16 protein-coding genes and 1 riboswitch are annotated in these 17,459 nt (G+C 38.4%); of the genes, 7 read left to right on the top strand and 9 right to left on the bottom strand.

Annotated features, from left to right (window positions below):
• Positions 1 to 56 precede the first annotated feature (56 nt).
• Complete coding sequence (locus tag AC1D0Y_RS22725) at positions 57 to 1,037, top strand: metal-dependent hydrolase (RefSeq protein WP_477707934.1); 981 nt, start codon at positions 57 to 59, stop codon at positions 1,035 to 1,037.
• A gap of 63 nt (positions 1,038 to 1,100) precedes the next feature.
• Here AC1D0Y_RS22725 and AC1D0Y_RS22720 read toward each other — a convergent pair whose 3' ends face one another.
• Positions 1,101 to 1,370, bottom strand: a complete 270-nt coding sequence (locus AC1D0Y_RS22720; protein WP_013055156.1) for a YfhJ family protein — start codon at positions 1,368 to 1,370, stop codon at positions 1,101 to 1,103.
• 135 nt (positions 1,371 to 1,505) lie between these two features.
• On the opposite strand from AC1D0Y_RS22720, the gene AC1D0Y_RS22715 reads away from it, so the two are divergent.
• Positions 1,506 to 1,661, top strand: a complete 156-nt coding sequence (locus AC1D0Y_RS22715; protein ID WP_016762865.1) for a small, acid-soluble spore protein K — start codon at positions 1,506 to 1,508, stop codon at positions 1,659 to 1,661.
• Between the two features lie 78 nt (positions 1,662 to 1,739).
• Here AC1D0Y_RS22715 and AC1D0Y_RS22710 read toward each other — a convergent pair whose 3' ends face one another.
• Positions 1,740 to 2,054, bottom strand: coding sequence for a YfhH family protein (locus tag AC1D0Y_RS22710; RefSeq protein WP_028410121.1), 315 nt, complete (start codon positions 2,052 to 2,054; stop codon positions 1,740 to 1,742).
• 82 nt (positions 2,055 to 2,136) lie between these two features.
• Between AC1D0Y_RS22710 and AC1D0Y_RS22705 the strand changes: the two genes are divergently transcribed.
• Positions 2,137 to 2,790, top strand: coding sequence for an SDR family NAD(P)-dependent oxidoreductase (locus tag AC1D0Y_RS22705; RefSeq protein WP_060746135.1), 654 nt, complete (start codon positions 2,137 to 2,139; stop codon positions 2,788 to 2,790).
• 155 nt (positions 2,791 to 2,945) lie between these two features.
• Here the strand turns inward: AC1D0Y_RS22705 and recX are convergent, their stop codons facing one another.
• A complete protein-coding gene (gene recX / locus AC1D0Y_RS22700) occupies positions 2,946 to 3,755 on the bottom strand; it encodes a recombination regulator RecX (RefSeq protein WP_060746134.1) in 810 nt (269 codons plus the stop codon).
• Between the two features lie 97 nt (positions 3,756 to 3,852).
• Between recX and AC1D0Y_RS22695 the strand changes: the two genes are divergently transcribed.
• The 4 genes from AC1D0Y_RS22695 to AC1D0Y_RS22680 all read left to right on the top strand — a co-directional run bounded on the left by AC1D0Y_RS22695 (position 3,853) and on the right by AC1D0Y_RS22680 (position 6,979).
• Positions 3,853 to 4,755 (top strand): TIGR01777 family oxidoreductase, encoded by a 903-nt coding sequence (locus AC1D0Y_RS22695; RefSeq protein ID WP_050688500.1) that lies wholly within the window; start codon positions 3,853 to 3,855, stop codon positions 4,753 to 4,755.
• Positions 4,756 to 4,816: 61 nt separating this feature from the next.
• A complete protein-coding gene (locus AC1D0Y_RS22690) occupies positions 4,817 to 5,944 on the top strand; it encodes an amidohydrolase (protein ID WP_028410125.1) in 1,128 nt (375 codons plus the stop codon).
• A gap of 255 nt (positions 5,945 to 6,199) precedes the next feature.
• Positions 6,200 to 6,760 carry a GNAT family N-acetyltransferase gene (locus tag AC1D0Y_RS22685; protein ID WP_013055149.1) on the top strand — a complete coding sequence of 187 codons (561 nt, stop codon included), beginning with the start codon at positions 6,200 to 6,202 and terminating at the stop codon, positions 6,758 to 6,760.
• Positions 6,761 to 6,862: 102 nt separating this feature from the next.
• Positions 6,863 to 6,979, top strand: coding sequence for a YfhE family protein (locus AC1D0Y_RS22680; protein ID WP_013055148.1), 117 nt, complete (start codon positions 6,863 to 6,865; stop codon positions 6,977 to 6,979).
• A gap of 424 nt (positions 6,980 to 7,403) precedes the next feature.
• Here AC1D0Y_RS22680 and AC1D0Y_RS22675 read toward each other — a convergent pair whose 3' ends face one another.
• From AC1D0Y_RS22675 to AC1D0Y_RS22650, 6 genes are all read right to left on the bottom strand, one after another.
• Positions 7,404 to 9,545: a cache domain-containing protein gene (locus tag AC1D0Y_RS22675; protein WP_477707933.1), complete on the bottom strand. Its 2,142-nt coding sequence runs from the start codon at positions 9,543 to 9,545 to the stop codon at positions 7,404 to 7,406.
• Between the two features lie 342 nt (positions 9,546 to 9,887).
• The gene (locus AC1D0Y_RS22670; RefSeq protein WP_060746133.1) at positions 9,888 to 11,228 is read right to left on the bottom strand and encodes an amino acid permease; all 1,341 of its coding nucleotides are present in this window, start codon (positions 11,226 to 11,228) and stop codon (positions 9,888 to 9,890) included.
• A gap of 158 nt (positions 11,229 to 11,386) precedes the next feature.
• Positions 11,387 to 11,467: riboswitch (glycine riboswitch) on the bottom strand.
• Positions 11,468 to 11,666: 199 nt separating this feature from the next.
• Positions 11,667 to 13,016, bottom strand: coding sequence for an FAD-binding oxidoreductase (locus AC1D0Y_RS22665; protein ID WP_060746132.1), 1,350 nt, complete (start codon positions 13,014 to 13,016; stop codon positions 11,667 to 11,669).
• Between the two features lie 341 nt (positions 13,017 to 13,357).
• On the bottom strand, positions 13,358 to 14,743 hold the full coding sequence (gene rlmD / locus AC1D0Y_RS22660; RefSeq protein ID WP_060746131.1) for a 23S rRNA (uracil(1939)-C(5))-methyltransferase RlmD: 1,386 nt from the start codon (positions 14,741 to 14,743) through the stop codon (positions 13,358 to 13,360).
• Positions 14,744 to 14,905: 162 nt separating this feature from the next.
• The gene (gene pdaA / locus AC1D0Y_RS22655; protein WP_060746130.1) at positions 14,906 to 15,715 is read right to left on the bottom strand and encodes a delta-lactam-biosynthetic de-N-acetylase; all 810 of its coding nucleotides are present in this window, start codon (positions 15,713 to 15,715) and stop codon (positions 14,906 to 14,908) included.
• A gap of 94 nt (positions 15,716 to 15,809) precedes the next feature.
• On the bottom strand, positions 15,810 to 17,351 hold the full coding sequence (locus AC1D0Y_RS22650; RefSeq protein ID WP_286128294.1) for a fumarate hydratase: 1,542 nt from the start codon (positions 17,349 to 17,351) through the stop codon (positions 15,810 to 15,812).
• Between the last annotated feature and the right edge of the window lie 108 nt (positions 17,352 to 17,459).

Below are 17,459 nucleotides of genomic sequence, written 5' to 3'. Positions count from 1 at the left end.
TTCCATGCTGAATTAGGATACTCTAAGATTGTCATTTTACAAAGGAGGAGTTCGCTCTGGATACTGGTACACACATTGCAATGGGAATCGCTTTAGGCGGCCTTGCAACATTAGACCCCACTGTATCTGCGAATACAGCCACAATGGATGCTGTAATGATTGGCGTAATGGCCGGGTCATTAGCACCTGATTTAGACACTGTTTTAAAGTTGCGAAACAATGCACAGTATATCCGCAATCACCGTGGAATTACACATTCTATCCCGGCTGTTATTTTATGGCCTTTGCTTATCGTGCTCATTCTTTCGCTTCTGCTGCCAGGAGCTAACTTGCTGCATCTCTGGATGTGGACCTTTGCAGGCGTCATTATTCACGTTTTTGTTGATATCTTTAACGCTTATGGTACGCAAGCTTTACGGCCTTTCACAAATAAATGGATTGCGCTTGGCGTAATCAACACGTTTGATTACGTGATTTTCTCAGCTCACGTACTCGCGATTTTAATCTGGTTTATTGGAGCAGAGCCAGGACCAACATTTATTACGCTGTATGTGTTATTGGCGTTTTACTATGGATTGCGCTTTTATATGCGCCACCAAATTGCCAAGAAGCTTCGAAAACAGTTTCCTGATGTTATCAAGCTCAATATCTCTCCTACAATGCGTTTCACTCACTGGCACTTAGCTGTGACGACCCAAAAGTATTTTCATGTAGGAAGAGCAATCGGAGAAGAAATTTTTATTTATGATACGTTTGATAAAGTTCCAATTCCCGAATCAGCCGTAATTGAAGTAGCGAAAAAAGATGAAAATTTATCTGCTTTTCTTTCATTTTCACCTATTTATAGATGGGAACTGGATGAATATAACGACCACATTGAAGTGCGCTTTATTGATTTACGCTACCGCAGCAAGGATTACTATCCATTTGTAGCCGTGGTCCAGCTTGATTATGATTTAAATATCATTTGTTCGTACACAGGTTGGATTTTCAGTGAGAAAAAATTGCGTAAAAAGCTTGATTATCTCCCGCACTAATCATAACAAGAACAAATATGAAACCCAAAAACGAACCGTCTGCTCAAGACGGTTCGTTTTTATTTAATGTTTTAAATAGTCATCGTTATTCAACAAATGCTGATATTTAGGGTTTTTGACCGCGATTTCATGAAGCTTATCACCGTAGCTGTTAATATACATCGTAACAACCTTTTCCGTCGCTTCTTTCCCTTTATAATCATATCCGGCTTTTGCGTAAGATGACTCAAAATCTTCCCAGAAAAGTTCAACCCACGTGCGTGCTTGAGCATATGAGAGCGAACTGTTTTTATTTAAGAGCTGATTCGTTAATCTTTCAAATATATCGTTCATAAGAACACCTCGATTACCAAAATTCTTTATGAGTATGTTTGCACTTTTAACTTACACTATAAATGCGGAGTTATTCACTCCCTCATGTACTATATCATAACCGCAACGCTTTCTGTTGTAAAAGGAGAGGTATCGATGCGCAATAAAGCAAAAGATTTTACAAACCAACATCATACTAAGCTTGAAGGCGAACCTCGAGCAAAAGCTGAGTACGCTTCAAAACGTGCAAATGGAACTATTAACACGCATCCTCAAGAACGTATGCATGCTTCTAATGAGCGTGAAGAATAACCGCTTGCTTTACGTTTAAAAATAGAGTGAATATAGAAATCAAACAAGCAGCACACTTCGTGCTGCTTGTTCATCCCGTTATTTTTTCAACATGGAAATAGGCAATGCCTCTTCGTTATGCGGTGAGCCAAGCCTAAATCCCCACGCAAAAACTCCGTTCATATAATCAATTTTAAAATATGAACCCGGATCTCCTTGAATTTCATATACTTCCCCTGCTTTAAACGTTTCGGGATCCAATAAATACGACCTAGCCATTGTTACTTTTCTTTCTAATACTGCATACTCATTGACCATGCCAAGCTGTTCAGCTTTTCGTGCTTTTTCTTGAAGAGACCCAATTTCTTGTTGAAGTTCATACGTTGTCATATCGCTGTAACGTTTTTCAGACATGCTGTTTTCCCCCTTGTTTGCTTTCATTTTATTATAACAAAAGGTATAACTAAAGGGAGACTATGAAAAGGGAGTTTTGGGAATGAAAACAGTGCTAATCACAGGCGGTGCGACGGGTCTTGGAAAAGAACTCGCTAAACTTTACGCAAAAGACTACAACGTCATTCTAGCTGGACGCAATCAACATAAATTAAAAGAGGCGCAGCATGAGCTAAGCGACAACGTATATACGATGTCTGTAGATATTACAAAGTATGAAGAAGTAGGAAAATCTGTAGAAAAACTGCTGATGCAGCATTCAGTAGATATCCTTATCAACAATGCAGGCATTGGACATTTTGGTCCTTTGACGGATTATACAAAACAAGCCATCGATGAAGTCATCGATACAAATGTAAAAGGAACTATTTTTTTAACACAAGCGCTTATGCCTCATCTCTTAACGAGACCTGAACCTAAAGTGATGAATATCATTTCAACTGCAGGACTTCGCGGGAAAGCTAATGAAAGCGTCTATGTGGCAAGTAAGTTTGGCGTAAGGGGATTTACAGAAAGTTTAAAAGTGGAGTATCAAGATACTAACCTTCATGTGATTGCAGCTTACATGGGAGGCATGAATACCCCTTTTTGGGATCACAACAACCACATTAAAGATAAAAGCCGATTGCGCTCGGCTTCAGAAATTGCTGAGATTATTTATAAACAGCAGAATGACTCAGAAGATATTTTGTTTTAAAAAAGAGTGAAACATAACTGCATTAATCTAAAGATAAACACATGAAGTTTACGTTTGCCATCTCAATGAAAAAATCCGAACGAGTTGGATTCTCCATCAAGAATCTCGATTCATCGTTCGGATTTCCCTTCAACTAACATACTTTTGTCCTGCCTTTATTCCTCTTCAATAGAATCTAGAAATAATTGAATTTGGTCAATAGAGAATCCTTTTCTATAAAGAGCTTGCTTCATTTTTTGCTGATATTCCCAGCCTTCATACTTTGAAAAACGACGATGAGCTTTCATTCCTTGGTATTGCAGAGCTTCCCATGCCTCATCGCTTTCTTTTTCTGTATTCGTGCGCTGAAATGCTTCTTGAATAATAGAAAATGAATAGCCCTTCACTGCCAATGCTTGTTCCATTTTTTGTTTCATCATTACCTGAGATAATTTTTTATACTTTCCTTTTAACTTTTCAATTAATTTCACAGCAGTTTGAATTTGCTGTTCTTCGGGGTATTCACATAAACTAAGGGTAATAATGGAATCAGAAATTCCCTTTTCTTTTAATTCTCTTTGAATCACATTTGGCCCTTTTGATGTCGTGTTCATCTGAGTTAACACAAATGCTTTGGCAAACTCTTCATCATTTAAATAACGGTGGCTGACTAATTTCTGAATAACTTGTTGAATAATAGTAGAGTTGATTTCTTTTTTCTTTAAATAATCATGTACCTCTTTTTCAGAGCGCATTCGATAAGATAAGTAAGTGATCGCTAAATTATAAGCTTTCTTCTCATCATCTGCGTATTGAATTTCCGTTAATTCAAATTCATCAAGCTCACGACCTTTTTTCAAGTCATATTTGATGAGGACATTTTCGTCAACACCAAAGCCAAACTCTTCACCTTTACCGTAATCTAAATACACATTATAACGTTCACCGCTATTCTTTTGCGTTGTGATCTTTGTGACAACAGGCATACACCTTCACCTCATATTTCTTATTAAATTGATGGCTGAAGAACCGCCAAACGTATCATACACATTTTTATTTATCTCAACAAAGGAGGAAGTTCGTATGAAAATTGTTATTGCTGGAGGAACTGGATTCGTAGGTAAAGCTTTAACAAAACATTTTTTAACACAAAAACATTATGTATATATTTTAACACGCAATGCAGATAAAGCTGCAAGAGATCCGAAACTTAAATATGTAGAATGGATGCAAGAAAACAGCCAACCTGAAGAGCATGTAGAAGGAGCAGACGTTTTTATCAATTTAGCTGGCGTTTCACTTAACAGCGGCCGCTGGACGGACGAGCGCAAAAAAGCCATTGTGGAAAGTCGCCTTTCTTCTACTCAAGAAATCCTTCGTATTATGGCTGCCTTACCCGAAAAACCTTCCCTTTATGTAAATGCAAGCGCAGTTGGTTATTACGGGACATCGACTACAGAAACGTTCACAGAAGCTTCTCCATCCATCGGCACGGACTTTTTAGCTGAAACGGTAAAAAAATGGGAAAATGAAGCGCTAAAAGCGATGGAACTCAATATTCGTACTGTTTTAACAAGGTTCGGCGTTATATTAGGCAAAGATGGCGGGGCACTCCCTTCTACTGCCCTTCCTTATAAATTATTTGCAGGAGGGACAGTTGGTTCGGGAGAGCAGTGGATGTCTTGGGTGCATCTTCAAGACGTCGTCAAAATTATTGATTATTGCATTCATACCGAACAAATAGAAGGACCTGTTAATGTAACTGCTCCAAACCCCGTTCAAATGAAAGAGTTTGGAAAGACGATTGGAAAAGTGTTGAATCGTCCTCACTGGATGCCCGTACCTAGCTTTGGCCTTCAGCTGCTGATGGGAGAAATGAGTATGATTATTTTGAAAGGACAGCGCGTTTTACCTGAAAAATTGATTCAACAGAATTACATTTTTACATATACTGTATTAGAAGATGCATTGCGAGATTTACTCTAGTTATTTTCTGATATTTACCTAAAACAGGTGACTAAGCTGCCGATAGATAGGAGCATCCTTTATGAAAACCATTCTCTTGAAAAATGCAACGCTCTATCCTATTACGTCAAAACCTATTTATAATAGTGATGTGCTCATTCAAGATGGAAAAATTGTTTTAATTGGGCCAAACTTGCAGCCTCCTCTTCAAGTAGAAGTTATTGACTGCAAACAGCGCTATTTATTCCCTGGATTTATTGATGTTCATACACATCTAGGACTATATGATGAAGGAACCGGCTGGGCCGGAAATGATGCTAACGAAACAATCGAGCCTATGACTCCCCATATCCGAGCTTTTGACAGCGTACATCCTTTAGATCCTGGGTTTAAAGATGCCATTGAAGCGGGTATTACGTCTGTACACATTATGCCTGGAAGTGCAAATGTGATCGGAGGCACAACGTCCGTTATTAAAACAGCCGGAACAAGTATTTCTCAGATGTTGATTCAAGAGACAGCTGGACTTAAGATTGCGCTAGGAGAAAATCCAAAACGAATCCACAGCCATGGCAATAAAGAATCCATTACACGAATGGGTATTATGGGGATGCTGAGAGAAGCCTTTTATCATGCAAAAAGCAGTGACAATAAAGATGATTTGCGAATCAAACCACTCATTCAAGCACTGAATAGAGAGATTCCCGTTCGAATTCATGCTCACCGAGCCGATGATATTCTATCAGCTCTGCGCTTAGCAGATGAATTTAATTTAGACGTTCGTATTGAACACTGCACAGAAGGGCATTTAATTGCTAAAGAGCTAGGGGGAAGAAACTTAAAAGTAAGCGTGGGACCAACTTTAACACGCCGCTCAAAGGTTGAACTGAAGAATAAAACGTGGAAAACCTATCAAGCTCTCTGCAATGAAGGAGTAGAAGTTTCCATTACAACAGACCATCCTTATACGCCCATTCAGTACTTAAATATTTGTGCATCCATTGCCGTACGTGAAGGGCTCGAAGAACAAAAAGCATTAGAAGGCATCACGATTGCTGCTGCTCGGAATCTCCGTATTGATCAGCGAATTGGAAGTATCGAAGCAGGAAAAGACGCTGATTTGGTGCTATGGAGCCATCATCCTTTTCACTACTTAGCAAAGCCTATTTTTACGATGATAAATGGTAAAATATTATTTAAAAAAAATTAACATTTTACCTATTTTCTTTTTTTATTTTTTTTAGTATGATACGTTTAGAAGCATGTGAATTTCACAAAAGCATAAACATCACACGTTGACTTTTTATGTTTGTTGACTTGTAATGGGAAGGCAAATGGTGCGCCACCAGGTAACTGGTTCTAGTGGGTTCGATTCCCACCCCGAAATTTTTTTAATTATTAAAAAATTTCGAGGGTGGGGACTTGATTGGAGTCTGTATATACCCTCGATCAGGAGGGAAAAGTTATGTTAAAAAAACGTGACCTAAATGACTGTCAATCTCTATACGAACTCATGGTACATCCTGATGTCTTCCCTTTTGTTCGTCATAAAGCCCATTCCTATGAAGAATTTTTATTTGTGACTAAACAAACGATGGAAGCAGAAGATCATGGAGAAATCATTTCTCGCACGATTTTAGACGAATGGGGTAACCCTATCGGCACCATTAATTTATTTGATGTACAGGACCAAGCTGGTTTTTTAGGCACTTGGCTTGGCAAACCGTTTCATGGAAAAGGATATAATCAAATTGCAAAAGAAGCGTTCTTTAATGAACTGTTCTTTGAGTTAAATATAGAGCGAATTTTTATGCGAATTCGTAAAATCAATATCAGGTCTATTAAGGCTGCAGAAAAACTGCCTTACGCAGTACTTGCGAATGAAACACACAAAGCTTTATACGATGAAATTAATCAACATGAAGACGTATATGATTTATACGAAATTCCAAAAGACTTGTATACATTATACTACTTGCGTCACGAACAAGACGTTCAAGAAGATCACCAGCTTAAAGAAGCGTAAGAGTCTCTCCGTGTAACGGAGAGCTTTTTTTTATGATTAAAAACGAGAGATTCTGGAAAAAATAAGTAGCATGATCGAAAAACGTTAATTGGAGGGTTTTTTATGTCTGAAAAAAAACGAAAAGAAAACGCAAAAAATACGTTAAGTAGCGCTCAAGAAATCTATTACGGCCGCGAGTTTAAAAAAGCAGACCGTGCAGGCGGCTACACGAAAAAATAAGTGAGGCAAAACATCTCTATCCAACGCTTGATCATCCCAACGTCCTTTCTGTACAGTTTGTATCGGAAGGACGTTTTTATATTATGTAAAAATAATAACACGAAGATTTCAAGCGTATGATTTACGTTTTTTTAATACTCTACTATATCCACAAAGTTTACCCACAATTATGTGGATAATGTGTATAACTTTATTGAATATGCATATTACCGCTTTCATAACTTGAAATAACAGTGGGTAATTTTTATGTAAATTTTCTGAAAAAATGTTAATAGTGTGGATAAAGTTGTGAATATCCTATATAATTCAGCAGTTAACTGCTTGTTAACCTGTGGATATCTTCTTTAGTACTTTCATTGATTTTAGTACCATCAAGGCTTTTGATATATTATAAGTATAATAATAAAAAGTAGGGGAACTTCCCCTACTTTTTTATGATTGGAAACAATATATCCACACTTGTTCCTTTATCTAACTGACTAGAAAACGTCATCTGCGCGTGGTGAGCTTTAATAATCCGATAGCTGACCATCAGTCCTAAACCTGTACCTTTTTCTTTTGTACTATAAAAAGGCTCACCTATCTTCGCTAACCGTTCAGGAGGAATACCCTGTCCTTCATCAGCAAGCTGCAGCCAAAGGTGGTTTTCTTTTACCTTAGTCGTAATATGAATAGCTCCTCCTTCAGGCATTGCTTCGATAGAATTTTTAATAATATTAATAAATACTTGTTTTAACTGATTTTTATCTCCATACACCCTTGGTAACTGGTCGTCTCTTTCAAATATGAAAGCTACTTCCCTTTCTACTGCTTCAGGTTCAAGAAGTGAGCACACTTCTTGAACAAGCGCTTGCATATTCAAAGATTCAACCTTCATTACCTGAGGTTTTCCTAACATCAAAAATTCTTCTACTATTCCATTCATTCGCTCTAATTCAGTTTCCATAATATCTATATACAAAGCATCTTTAGGATGTTGTTCTTTTAATAAGTGAACAAAGCCTTTTAAAGAAGTTAAAGGATTTTTGATTTCATGAGCCACTCCAGCTGCAAGTTCTCCTACCACGGCAAGCTTCTCAGAAGTTCTAAGCTTCTCTTCTGCCTTTTTACGCTCCGTAATATCTGTCGATACGCACAGCATTTGAATCACTTCCTGTTTTTCATTCATAATAGGAAGTTTTGCTGTTTCGACCCAGCGCCGGTTTCCTTTCGAATCTTTAAACTGTTCTTCTAATACCATCCCTTTTTGGGTACAGTTTGAAAACGCCCCTTTATATAAAAGATCTGATTGGAGGTTGAACTGATATTTATCAATTGATTGTCCAATTAAGTCATCAGATTTTTCATCTAAGAGCATCGCAAAAGATTCATTAACGAGAATGAATTCCCTTTTTTGATTGATAGCATAAATATAGCTTGGATTAATGTCAATAACTTGTCTTAAAAACGTTTTTTGTTCCTGCAGCTGATTTTCTTTTTGCTGTAAATTTGCTTTAGAATGGCGTATATAGCTAATCATTTCATTAAATTGTTTAGATAAAATACCGATTTCGCCCCGCTCAATTTCTCGTTCCGGAATTTTTTGATTAAAATTCCCGCGCGCTACTTGTCCCGCCAATTCATATAGTTTATGAATAGGATTCACAATTTGCCTTGCATATAACGCAGTAAAAAAAGAAAGCAGTAAAATCGTAACGCCTGAAACGATCCAAAGAGTTTTTTCAAACATTTCATAAGGCCTGTAAATTTCTTCAACGGGTAATTCAGCGACAATTCCCCAATCCAAGACAGGAATATATTCGAAAGACGCAAAGAAATACTTACCTTCGGTGTTCACCACGCGCTGATATCCTGATTTATGATTCATCGTTTTCTGAACGATTTCATTTTTCTTGGCATTTTCACCGATTCTCTGTTTCTCTGGGTGGGAAATAATTCTACCATTGCGGTCTACGATAAATGTATAGCCGTTCTCTCCTATATCAAACGTTTGAAAGATGGATTGAAAACTTTTATTTTCTTCAATTCGCAGCGCTAAATTTACAACCTTTTTTACATTTTGCTGCCCATCCAAAATAGGAATCGCCATCACCACAATGTAGTGCTTTGTATCTGCTGAAACGACATCGCTTAAATATATTTTTTTGGTTCGCAGCGCTTCTTGAAAATATTTTCTTTTACTTAAGTTCACATGTTTCATATTTTTTAAATCATTCGGGTAATAATGCTCAACATACCCTTTTACATTAAAAATGGTTCCGCTATCGATATACGGTGAAATATTAACTATTTTCTGCAATTCTTTGTCTATTTCTTGTTCATCATCCGATAAAAAAATAGGATCTTGCTGTACCTCGTCGCCTAGGCTCCAAATATCTTTAATGACGACGTTAATTTGCTCTTTCATTCTCTTGACGGTTTTATCAGTTACCTGTCGATATTGATCTTGAGAAATATTAGGCAGCATCACTCTTGAAACAATAAACATTAGCGTTAATATGGTACAAATAAGAAGCACGTTAATCGTGAAGATTTTCCAAAACGTATGAGATTTAAACCATTTCATGTTTGTTCACCTTAATCTAATGAAGTCTACCTTCATTGTACTCCAAAATGAAGACTTTTCCATATAAATGACGGAATTCCATCTTTAGACATAGAAGAAAAGCAATTTGTTCTACATTCCTAACAGAAAACTATGAGCTTTCTCACTGTGTTTTCTGTTAGAACAACTTTTAGTTTTCTTCTATAAACTTTGCTTCCTGCATTTTATTCATGCAGTAGAAATCAATTATTTATCTCCACTAAAAAGACCTCATCACGGAGTGATGAGGTCAAAAGTTTACTATATTCTTTTATAAAAAATTATGGTTGTTTCCTGCTGATTTTCTAGCCTTTAAAGATTTATTTATTTTCCCCTTCTAGTCCAGTAAAAAATAAATAAGAGAATAAACCAAACAGGCGTCAACAATAAGGCTGGGCGCGTCGCGTCAGAAAACAGCATAATAACAAGAATCACCGCAAACAATGCTAATACAACATAGTTTATAAATGGTGTTAACGGTGCTTTGAATGCTGATGCTGCATGCAGCTGCGGACGCGTCTTTTTATACCTTAGATGGCAAATAAGAATGATACTCCACACCCAAATAAAACAAATAGCGCTAATGGTCGTTACGATGCCAAAAGCTTGGTCTGGTATAAGCTTGCTTAAAAGAGCTCCCGCTGAGATGACCAGCGTAGATACAAATAATCCGTTGCTTGGTACGTGATTTTTATTCAGTTTTGCAAACTTAGATGGCCCTTGGTCATTTTTACTTAAATTATATAAGATACGGCTTGTTGAAAACATCCCGCTATTACAAGCAGAAGCGGCTGAAGTTAATACAACAAAATTAATAATTCCAGCAGCAAGAGGAATTCCGACTAAACTAAAGGTTTTAACAAATGGGCTTTCTGCTGCATTTAATTCCATCCACGGGTTAATAAATAAGAGAACGATAAGCGCTCCAACATAGAAAAATAAGATTCGCAGCGGAATTTTATTAATGGCCGATGGAATATTTTTTTGGGGATTTGATGTTTCTGCTGCCGATACCCCTACCAACTCAACCCCGACGTATGCGAATATAACCATTTGGAATGAAAGTAAGAAACCTGAAACCCCATTTGGAAACAGTCCTCCGTGATTCCAAATGTTTTGAACAGTAACGGATCCCGCGTCTGTTTTAAATCCCATTACCAGCAAAATAACGCCAATAATAATTAACGCAAGAATCGTAATAACCTTTATTAAAGCAAACCAAAACTCTAATTCTCCAAATAATTTTACGGTTAATAAGTTAAGCCCTAATAAAATGATTACACAAATAAGTGCAGGAATCCACTGAGGAATATTGAACCAATATTTCACATATACACCAACGGCAATGACATCAGCCATAGCTGTCATGATCCAGCAAAACCAGTACGTCCATCCGGTGACAAATGAAGCCCACGGTCCAAGGTACTCTTCAGCAATATCTGTTAGTGATTGATAACCTGCTTTAGAAAGCAGTAGTTCTCCTAACGCTCTCATCACAAAGAAAAGCGCAATACCAACAATTAAATAAGCAAAGATGATAGAGGGACCCGCAAGCTGTATGGCTTTACCAGAACCTAAAAACAAGCCCGTACCAATGGTTCCCCCAATCGCAATTAGCTGAACATGACGATTGGATAAATCCCTCTTTAATTCTCGTTGTTCCAACTCTAACTCCTCCTAACAATAAAACCTTTGATGCGATCGTGCGGACTACAAATAAAGTCCAATAAAAAAAGAGATTGGATGCGCTCCAATCTCATGGTCATAAGAATAACAAATATTAAGGCACAGGCTACCAATTAGTAACACGCCAAATAAATATCCGGTACTCTTCTGTCCTTTTGCCTGAGATTGTGAACCCTTCGGCGTCGCGAAACTCTCGCGATCTCTCCAGAAGCTGCTCCTGCTATAGTGTGATCCATAGCAATCATAGCTTTCTACGTATTAAATTTTTCAATCAATAGAATGACTGTCGAATAGTTGTTTATTCTAATACCAGTTGGATGCTTTGTCAACAAGAAAGATTACTTTCATTTATTTACCTTCTTCGAAAGAAGGTAATGGAACAGTTTCAATCGTCAACTTAGTATCCTTTTCCGCACGCTACCTGAGTCCCTGCGGGAACCTGAACACATTAAACGGATCATACTTTTTGTTCACTCTTTCTAATCTCTCTGCGTTGTCTCCAAAATACTCACGTTCGTAATTTCTAAGGTTGCTGATAGGGAAATTCACATAGGAGCCTATCGTCATACTTTTAATATATTCAAATCGCTTGCGAAGCCAATCTCTGTTGACTCTTGCATATGCATCGTCTGTCCATATAGACTGAAACCCCATAATATATCTGGCGTTTCTGTAGAAAAAAGCCGTTTCTCTTTTACCAACACGGCGAATTTCTCCTCCTAGTGCATAAAAAGAAATCGCAGCATACACGGAACCTTCTGCTGGACGCTGGATGAGATCTGTAAGATTTTCAAGCTCAACACGTGAATACGTTCTTTGCACAAATCTTCCCGTTGACTTAAATTTTTCAGACGGAGGATAGGTTTCCTCTATTTTTTTTACCGCTTCAAGAAAAGGTAATGATTCCAGCTCTACTTGAAACCCTTCTGCTTCTGCAAAAGGCTGCAAAATCTTCCGAGCTCTTTCTGGGGAGCCGTAAAAGAAGCCGTTTGCAAATATGCCTAACCCTTCTCCTTCAGCATTATAAAAGCTTGCAACTAGCGTCATACGTTTGTCCAGTTCGGGCAGCCAGTTTTGCCATATATTCATCACTTGTCTCTGCTTCTCCTTTGTAGTACCTACATAAAAGAAGCGAACGAGCGTCACAGAGCTGTTCGTTGGCTTTGGAAGCTGAAACGTCATGCTTACTACAACGCCAAAGTTACCGCCACCGGCACCGCGGCATGCCCAAAAAAGATCAGCGTTACACGATTTGTTTGCTTTGATGAGCTTTCCTTCATAATTGACTAACTCTAGCTCTATCAAGCTGTCGCATCCTAACCCGTAAAGCCTGCTTGAAAGTCCCCAGCCTCCACCAAGCGTAAAGCCAGACACCCCAACAGTCGGACACGTTCCTCCTGGAAAAACATATCCGTTCGAACCAATGAAACCATACACTTCCGTATTTTTCGCTCCTGCTTCCATCTTTAAAATGTTCCGTTTCCTATCTAATTTCAACCCATTTAATCGACTAATATCAATGACTAATACACAGTCACCCGTAGAATATCCTTCATAATGATGACCGCCAGATCGAATGCGAATCTCAACACGATGCTTACGCGCCCAGTGGATCGCATTCACAACATCCTGCTTTTTTTCACAGTACACAATCACAAGCGGAAATTTATCAATAGCGCGATTCCATTCCTGACGAGCTTCCTCATAAATGGGGTCTTTTGGCGTTACCACTTCGCCCGTAAGTCCTTTTAAAAACATTGAGTCCATTTAACCTCTTCCCCTTTGTACATACTTTTTAGTAGTTTTATTAATATAGTATTATCGATGTGGTTAAAGGTTTGGGTTTTGGGATAGAGTTTGCGTTTATTATTTGTATAAAAGACGTCACTATAGTTTATCTTAAAGGCATTAACCCTCTTATGTAATTTCTCTTTAGCGACGTAACACTTTCCATGACTAAACTTTATGGGAATTTCATCTCACTATACTAAGATATTTTTTTACACTAAAAGAACAGATGTTGAATTTTAACAACTTTCTCCATTTAATAAGAGTACAGCTCAAAGAAAAAAGAGCAGAATCTAATCTGCCCTTTACTCTTTTTCTATTCATTTTTTTAACGTCAAACTCACCACATTCTCCACGTGCGCCGTATGCGGAAACATATCAACAGGCTGAATGTAATCAACATGATAAGCCTTCGACAGCTGCTGCACATCTTTGGCTAATGTGGATGGATTACAAGAAACGTAAACCACTTTCTTTGGCTTCACTTGTAAAATCGTTTTTAGAAGCTTGTCATCACAGCCTGTTCGCGGCGGATCAACGACGATAACGTCTGGCTTCCAGCCTTCTTTTACCCACTGCGGCATCCATTTCTCAGCCGGACCCGTTACGTACGTAGCATGCTCAAACCCATGATCTTGGGCATTTTTTCTTGCGTCTGCAATCGATTCTTCAATCGTATCCATTCCGCGAATTTCTTTGGCATCTTTAGCAAGCCATAAGCCAATTGTCCCTACTCCGCAGTAAGCATCTACAATTTTTTCACTGCCTGTTAACGCAGCTGCTTTTTTTACTTCGTCATATAGCTTCACGGTTTGAAGAGGATTCAGCTGGAAGAATGCACGAGCTGAAAGTTCGAATGAAATGTCCCCTAACGTTTCTTGAATCACTGATTTTCCAGCAAGAGTAAACGTTTCGTCTCCAAAAATAAGCGATGTTTTTTGGCCGTTTACGTTTTGTACGAGCGATTTCACTTCCGGTAGGCGACGCTGAATTTCTTTAATCAGCAGCTCTTTTTTCGGAATGTCTTGTTTAGCCGTAATCAAGACAATTTGCACTTCACCCGTTTCAAATCCTACTCGAGATACGATAGTACGTACAATACCACGGCGTTTGCGCTCATTGTAAATAGGAATTTGAAGGTCTTGTAAAATTCGTTTTATTTCTTTTGTCACGTGATTTGTAGCTTTATGCTGAATGGGACAGTTTTCAATATCAATCAAGCGGTGAGAGTTCAGTCCGTACAAACCAGCGATGACTTTTTGTTTGTCCATACCCACTTGAAACTGGGATTTATTACGATAGCGCCAAGGATCTTCCATGCCAATCGTTTGGCGTGTTTTCTCTTCTACTTTTTTTAATGAACTGTGACGTTCGAACGCCTGCAAAACGATATCGCGCTTAGATTCTAGCTGACCTTCATACGATAAATGCTGAAGCTGACAGCCTCCGCACTGCTCGTAAATAGGACAGGGTGCTTCTACGCGATGAGGAGATTTTTTGCGAATTCGCTTGATTTTCCCCTCGGCAAAATTACGCTGAACGTTTGTTGCTTCTACAACCACTTCTTCATTTGGTAGTGCTCCCGGCACAAAGACGACTTGGCGCTTAAAATATCCTACGCCTTCTCCATTAATACCGAGCCTTTTTATCGTTAACGGAAACGTTTGTCCTTTTTGAACTTTCATTTCAGTTTTTGGTTTATTCATGAGACCAACTCCGATTAGTTTAAATTCTTTGTATAGTTATTAACGGTCCTTAGCTGCTTAAAACCTAGTAGACCGTATCGCTTTAAAAAAGACATCAACGCATATTATAACACTTCAACAGCAAAAAACCGACAGGAGAAACATTCCCATCGGTTTTTATCTTTATTTCGTTTTAGAAGAACTTTTCTTCATTTGTTTGCGTTCGTTCATTAAATCATCAATGCTTTTAAACGTATAGCCCTTCTTTTTTAAATCTACAATCGCTTGATCTAATGCATCTGCGTTATCCTTTGAAACAGTATGCAAAAGCATGATCGCACCTGGATGTATTTGAGCCATCATATTGTCATATGAGTAGCGCCAGCCTTTTTGTTCATTCACTTTCCAGTCAACGAATGCAAGTGACCAAAATACGTTCGTATAGCCCTCTTGCTTTGAAAGAGCTAGCGTTCGTTCACTAAATACGCCTCTAGGTGAGCGAAGATACTTCATTTCATCACGACCCGTAATGTTTTTGTATTCATCTTTTACTTTTTGCAGTTCTTCTTTAAAACGTTTGTCATCCACTTGAGTTAAGTCAGGGTGATGCCATGAATGATTGCCGACAATATGCCCTTCTTTTACCATTCGCTTAATTAGCTCAGGCTCTTCTTTTAAATAATGTCCTGTTACAAAGAACGTCGCAGGAACCTTTCTTTTTTTGAGGACGTCTAATACCTGCGGTGTATAGCCATTTTCATAACCGTTATCAAATGTTAAATAAATATTTTTTTTAGTTGTATCTCCGAGATAAAAAGCATCATACTTAGCAAGAATTTGTTCATAAGCTGTACCTGCGGATGCAGGCTTGTGATTTTTGCTTTTTTGAAATCCCCAGCTGATCGGAGTGTTTGGATACATTTGTGCTTCAACAGATGCTATGCCTGTTGACATCACAAATAAAAAAACGAGAAAAAAGGTGAACCGGCGCATAAGAAGCTCCTTTCGGAAGTCATTTTACGCTTAGTATCCACTCAATTTTCTCGTTCATGAACGTTACTTTTTACCATACGCTTCGGACGTATGTTTATTTAAATACCGGTTCTTTAAATTGCTCAAGCTTTTCAAATGAAGACTTGTCTACATCTGCATGCAAGCTGTTTCCGTGTGAATCCATCGTCACTACAGCTGTAAAGCCTTCTACTTTTAAATGCCACATTGCTTCAGGAATACCGAACTGCATCAAATCAACGCCTTCTACACTCTTGATACAGTCAGCATAGTACTGTGCAGCTCCGCCGATTGCATTTAAGTATACGCCGCCGTGCTCTTGAAGAGCAGCAAGCGTTTTAGGACCCATACCGCCTTTACCGATAACCGCTCGGATACCAAATTTCTTCATAATATCTCCTTGGTACGGTTCTTCACGGATACTTGTTGTTGGTCCTGCAGCGGTTACGTGCCATTTTTCATCTTCATCTTTTAACATAACCGGACCACAGTGATAAATGATTTGTCCATTTAAATCAATTGGCGCATCGTGATCTGTTAAATACTTATGAATAGCGTCGCGTCCTGTGTACATCATACCGTTGATACGCACCACGTCGCCAACTTTTAATTCACGAATTTGCTCTTCTGTAATAGGTGCTTGTAATACAACTTCTTTTGTTTCATCCGCATTTTGTTTCTCTTCTTCGCCTGCATTTTTATTAAAATCTACTTCTTCGCCTTCTTGATATAGCCACTCTTGAACGCTTCCTGTATCGGCATTGATTTTAACGCCCAAACGGCGGTAAGCCCAGCAGTTATACGCAACTGACACATAAAAGCTAGCAGGAATACGATTAATAACGCCGACTTTACAGCCAAGTAATGTCGTTTCTCCGCCAAAGCCCATTGTACCAATTCCTAACTTATTGGCATTTTCCATTACATACTCTTCTAATTCTTTCAGCTGAGCATTTGGATTTTCGTCATCTAAGTTTCGGAACAGCTGCTCTTTTGCTAATTCATAGCCTGTTGTACGGTCGCCACCGATTCCAACACCAATGACGCCGGCACTACAGCCTTGACCTTGTGCTTGATACACAGAGTGCATCACACATTTACGAATTCCGTCTAAATCACGGCCAGCTCTACCTAAACCTTCTACTTCACAAGGCAGGCTGTACTGAATGTTTTTATTTTCACAGCCGCCGCCTTTTAAAATAAGACGCGCATCAATATAGTCATTTTCCCACTGTTCAAACTTAATAACCGGCGTGCCGCCGCCTAAATTATTACCGCTGTTTTCTCCCGTTAACGAATCTACGGAGTTAGGGCGAAGCTTTCCGTGCTTTGTTGCTTCTTCAATTGCCCAATAAATCGCTTCTTTAATTTGAAGCTGATTCACTCCTACAGGGGTTTTAATTTTAAATGTTGGCATACCTGTATCTTGACAAATTGGTGATAAATTATCATCCGCCATTTTAATATTATTGGTAATGGTTGCTAAAGACATTGCTGCACGAGTTCCTGCATTTTCACGCGCTTTTGCCTTTGCGATAGCACGTCGAACGTCTTTTGGCAATTTTGTAGATGTTTCAACAATTAAATCGTACATGCTTTGTTTTAAAGCTTCAATCATCACTTAATTCCTCCCATATCCCGCTAATGTATGTATTTATCTATCTGTCGTACAACTTTCAAAATTTATTATACTCCTTCAAAAATTGTTTCGAAAGACCTTTATAGG

The sequence above is a fragment of the Priestia sp. P1_B12_1 genome (assembly GCF_056406695.1).
The sequence above is the reverse complement of the archived record's forward strand: the minus strand, read 5'-3'. Positions and strand labels throughout refer to the sequence as shown.

What these genes read in the sequence shown, in the direction of transcription:
- AC1D0Y_RS22720 (WP_013055156.1), bottom strand. Translation starts at nt 1,370, where the DNA reads ATGAACGATATATTTGAAAGATTAACGAATCAGCTCTTAAATAAAAAC.
- AC1D0Y_RS22715 (WP_016762865.1), top strand. Translation starts at nt 1,506, where the DNA reads ATGCGCAATAAAGCAAAAGATTTTACAAACCAACATCATACTAAGCTT.
- AC1D0Y_RS22710 (WP_028410121.1), bottom strand. Translation starts at nt 2,054, where the DNA reads ATGTCTGAAAAACGTTACAGCGATATGACAACGTATGAACTTCAACAA.
- AC1D0Y_RS22705 (WP_060746135.1), top strand. Translation starts at nt 2,137, where the DNA reads ATGAAAACAGTGCTAATCACAGGCGGTGCGACGGGTCTTGGAAAAGAA.
- recX (WP_060746134.1), bottom strand. Translation starts at nt 3,755, where the DNA reads ATGCCTGTTGTCACAAAGATCACAACGCAAAAGAATAGCGGTGAACGT.
- AC1D0Y_RS22695 (WP_050688500.1), top strand. Translation starts at nt 3,853, where the DNA reads ATGAAAATTGTTATTGCTGGAGGAACTGGATTCGTAGGTAAAGCTTTA.
- AC1D0Y_RS22690 (WP_028410125.1), top strand. Translation starts at nt 4,817, where the DNA reads ATGAAAACCATTCTCTTGAAAAATGCAACGCTCTATCCTATTACGTCA.
- AC1D0Y_RS22685 (WP_013055149.1), top strand. Translation starts at nt 6,200, where the DNA reads ATGTTAAAAAAACGTGACCTAAATGACTGTCAATCTCTATACGAACTC.
- AC1D0Y_RS22680 (WP_013055148.1), top strand. Translation starts at nt 6,863, where the DNA reads ATGTCTGAAAAAAAACGAAAAGAAAACGCAAAAAATACGTTAAGTAGC.
- AC1D0Y_RS22675 (WP_477707933.1), bottom strand. Translation starts at nt 9,545, where the DNA reads ATGAAATGGTTTAAATCTCATACGTTTTGGAAAATCTTCACGATTAAC.
- AC1D0Y_RS22665 (WP_060746132.1), bottom strand. Translation starts at nt 13,016, where the DNA reads ATGGACTCAATGTTTTTAAAAGGACTTACGGGCGAAGTGGTAACGCCA.
- rlmD (WP_060746131.1), bottom strand. Translation starts at nt 14,743, where the DNA reads ATGAATAAACCAAAAACTGAAATGAAAGTTCAAAAAGGACAAACGTTT.
- pdaA (WP_060746130.1), bottom strand. Translation starts at nt 15,715, where the DNA reads ATGCGCCGGTTCACCTTTTTTCTCGTTTTTTTATTTGTGATGTCAACA.
- AC1D0Y_RS22650 (WP_286128294.1), bottom strand. Translation starts at nt 17,351, where the DNA reads ATGATTGAAGCTTTAAAACAAAGCATGTACGATTTAATTGTTGAAACA.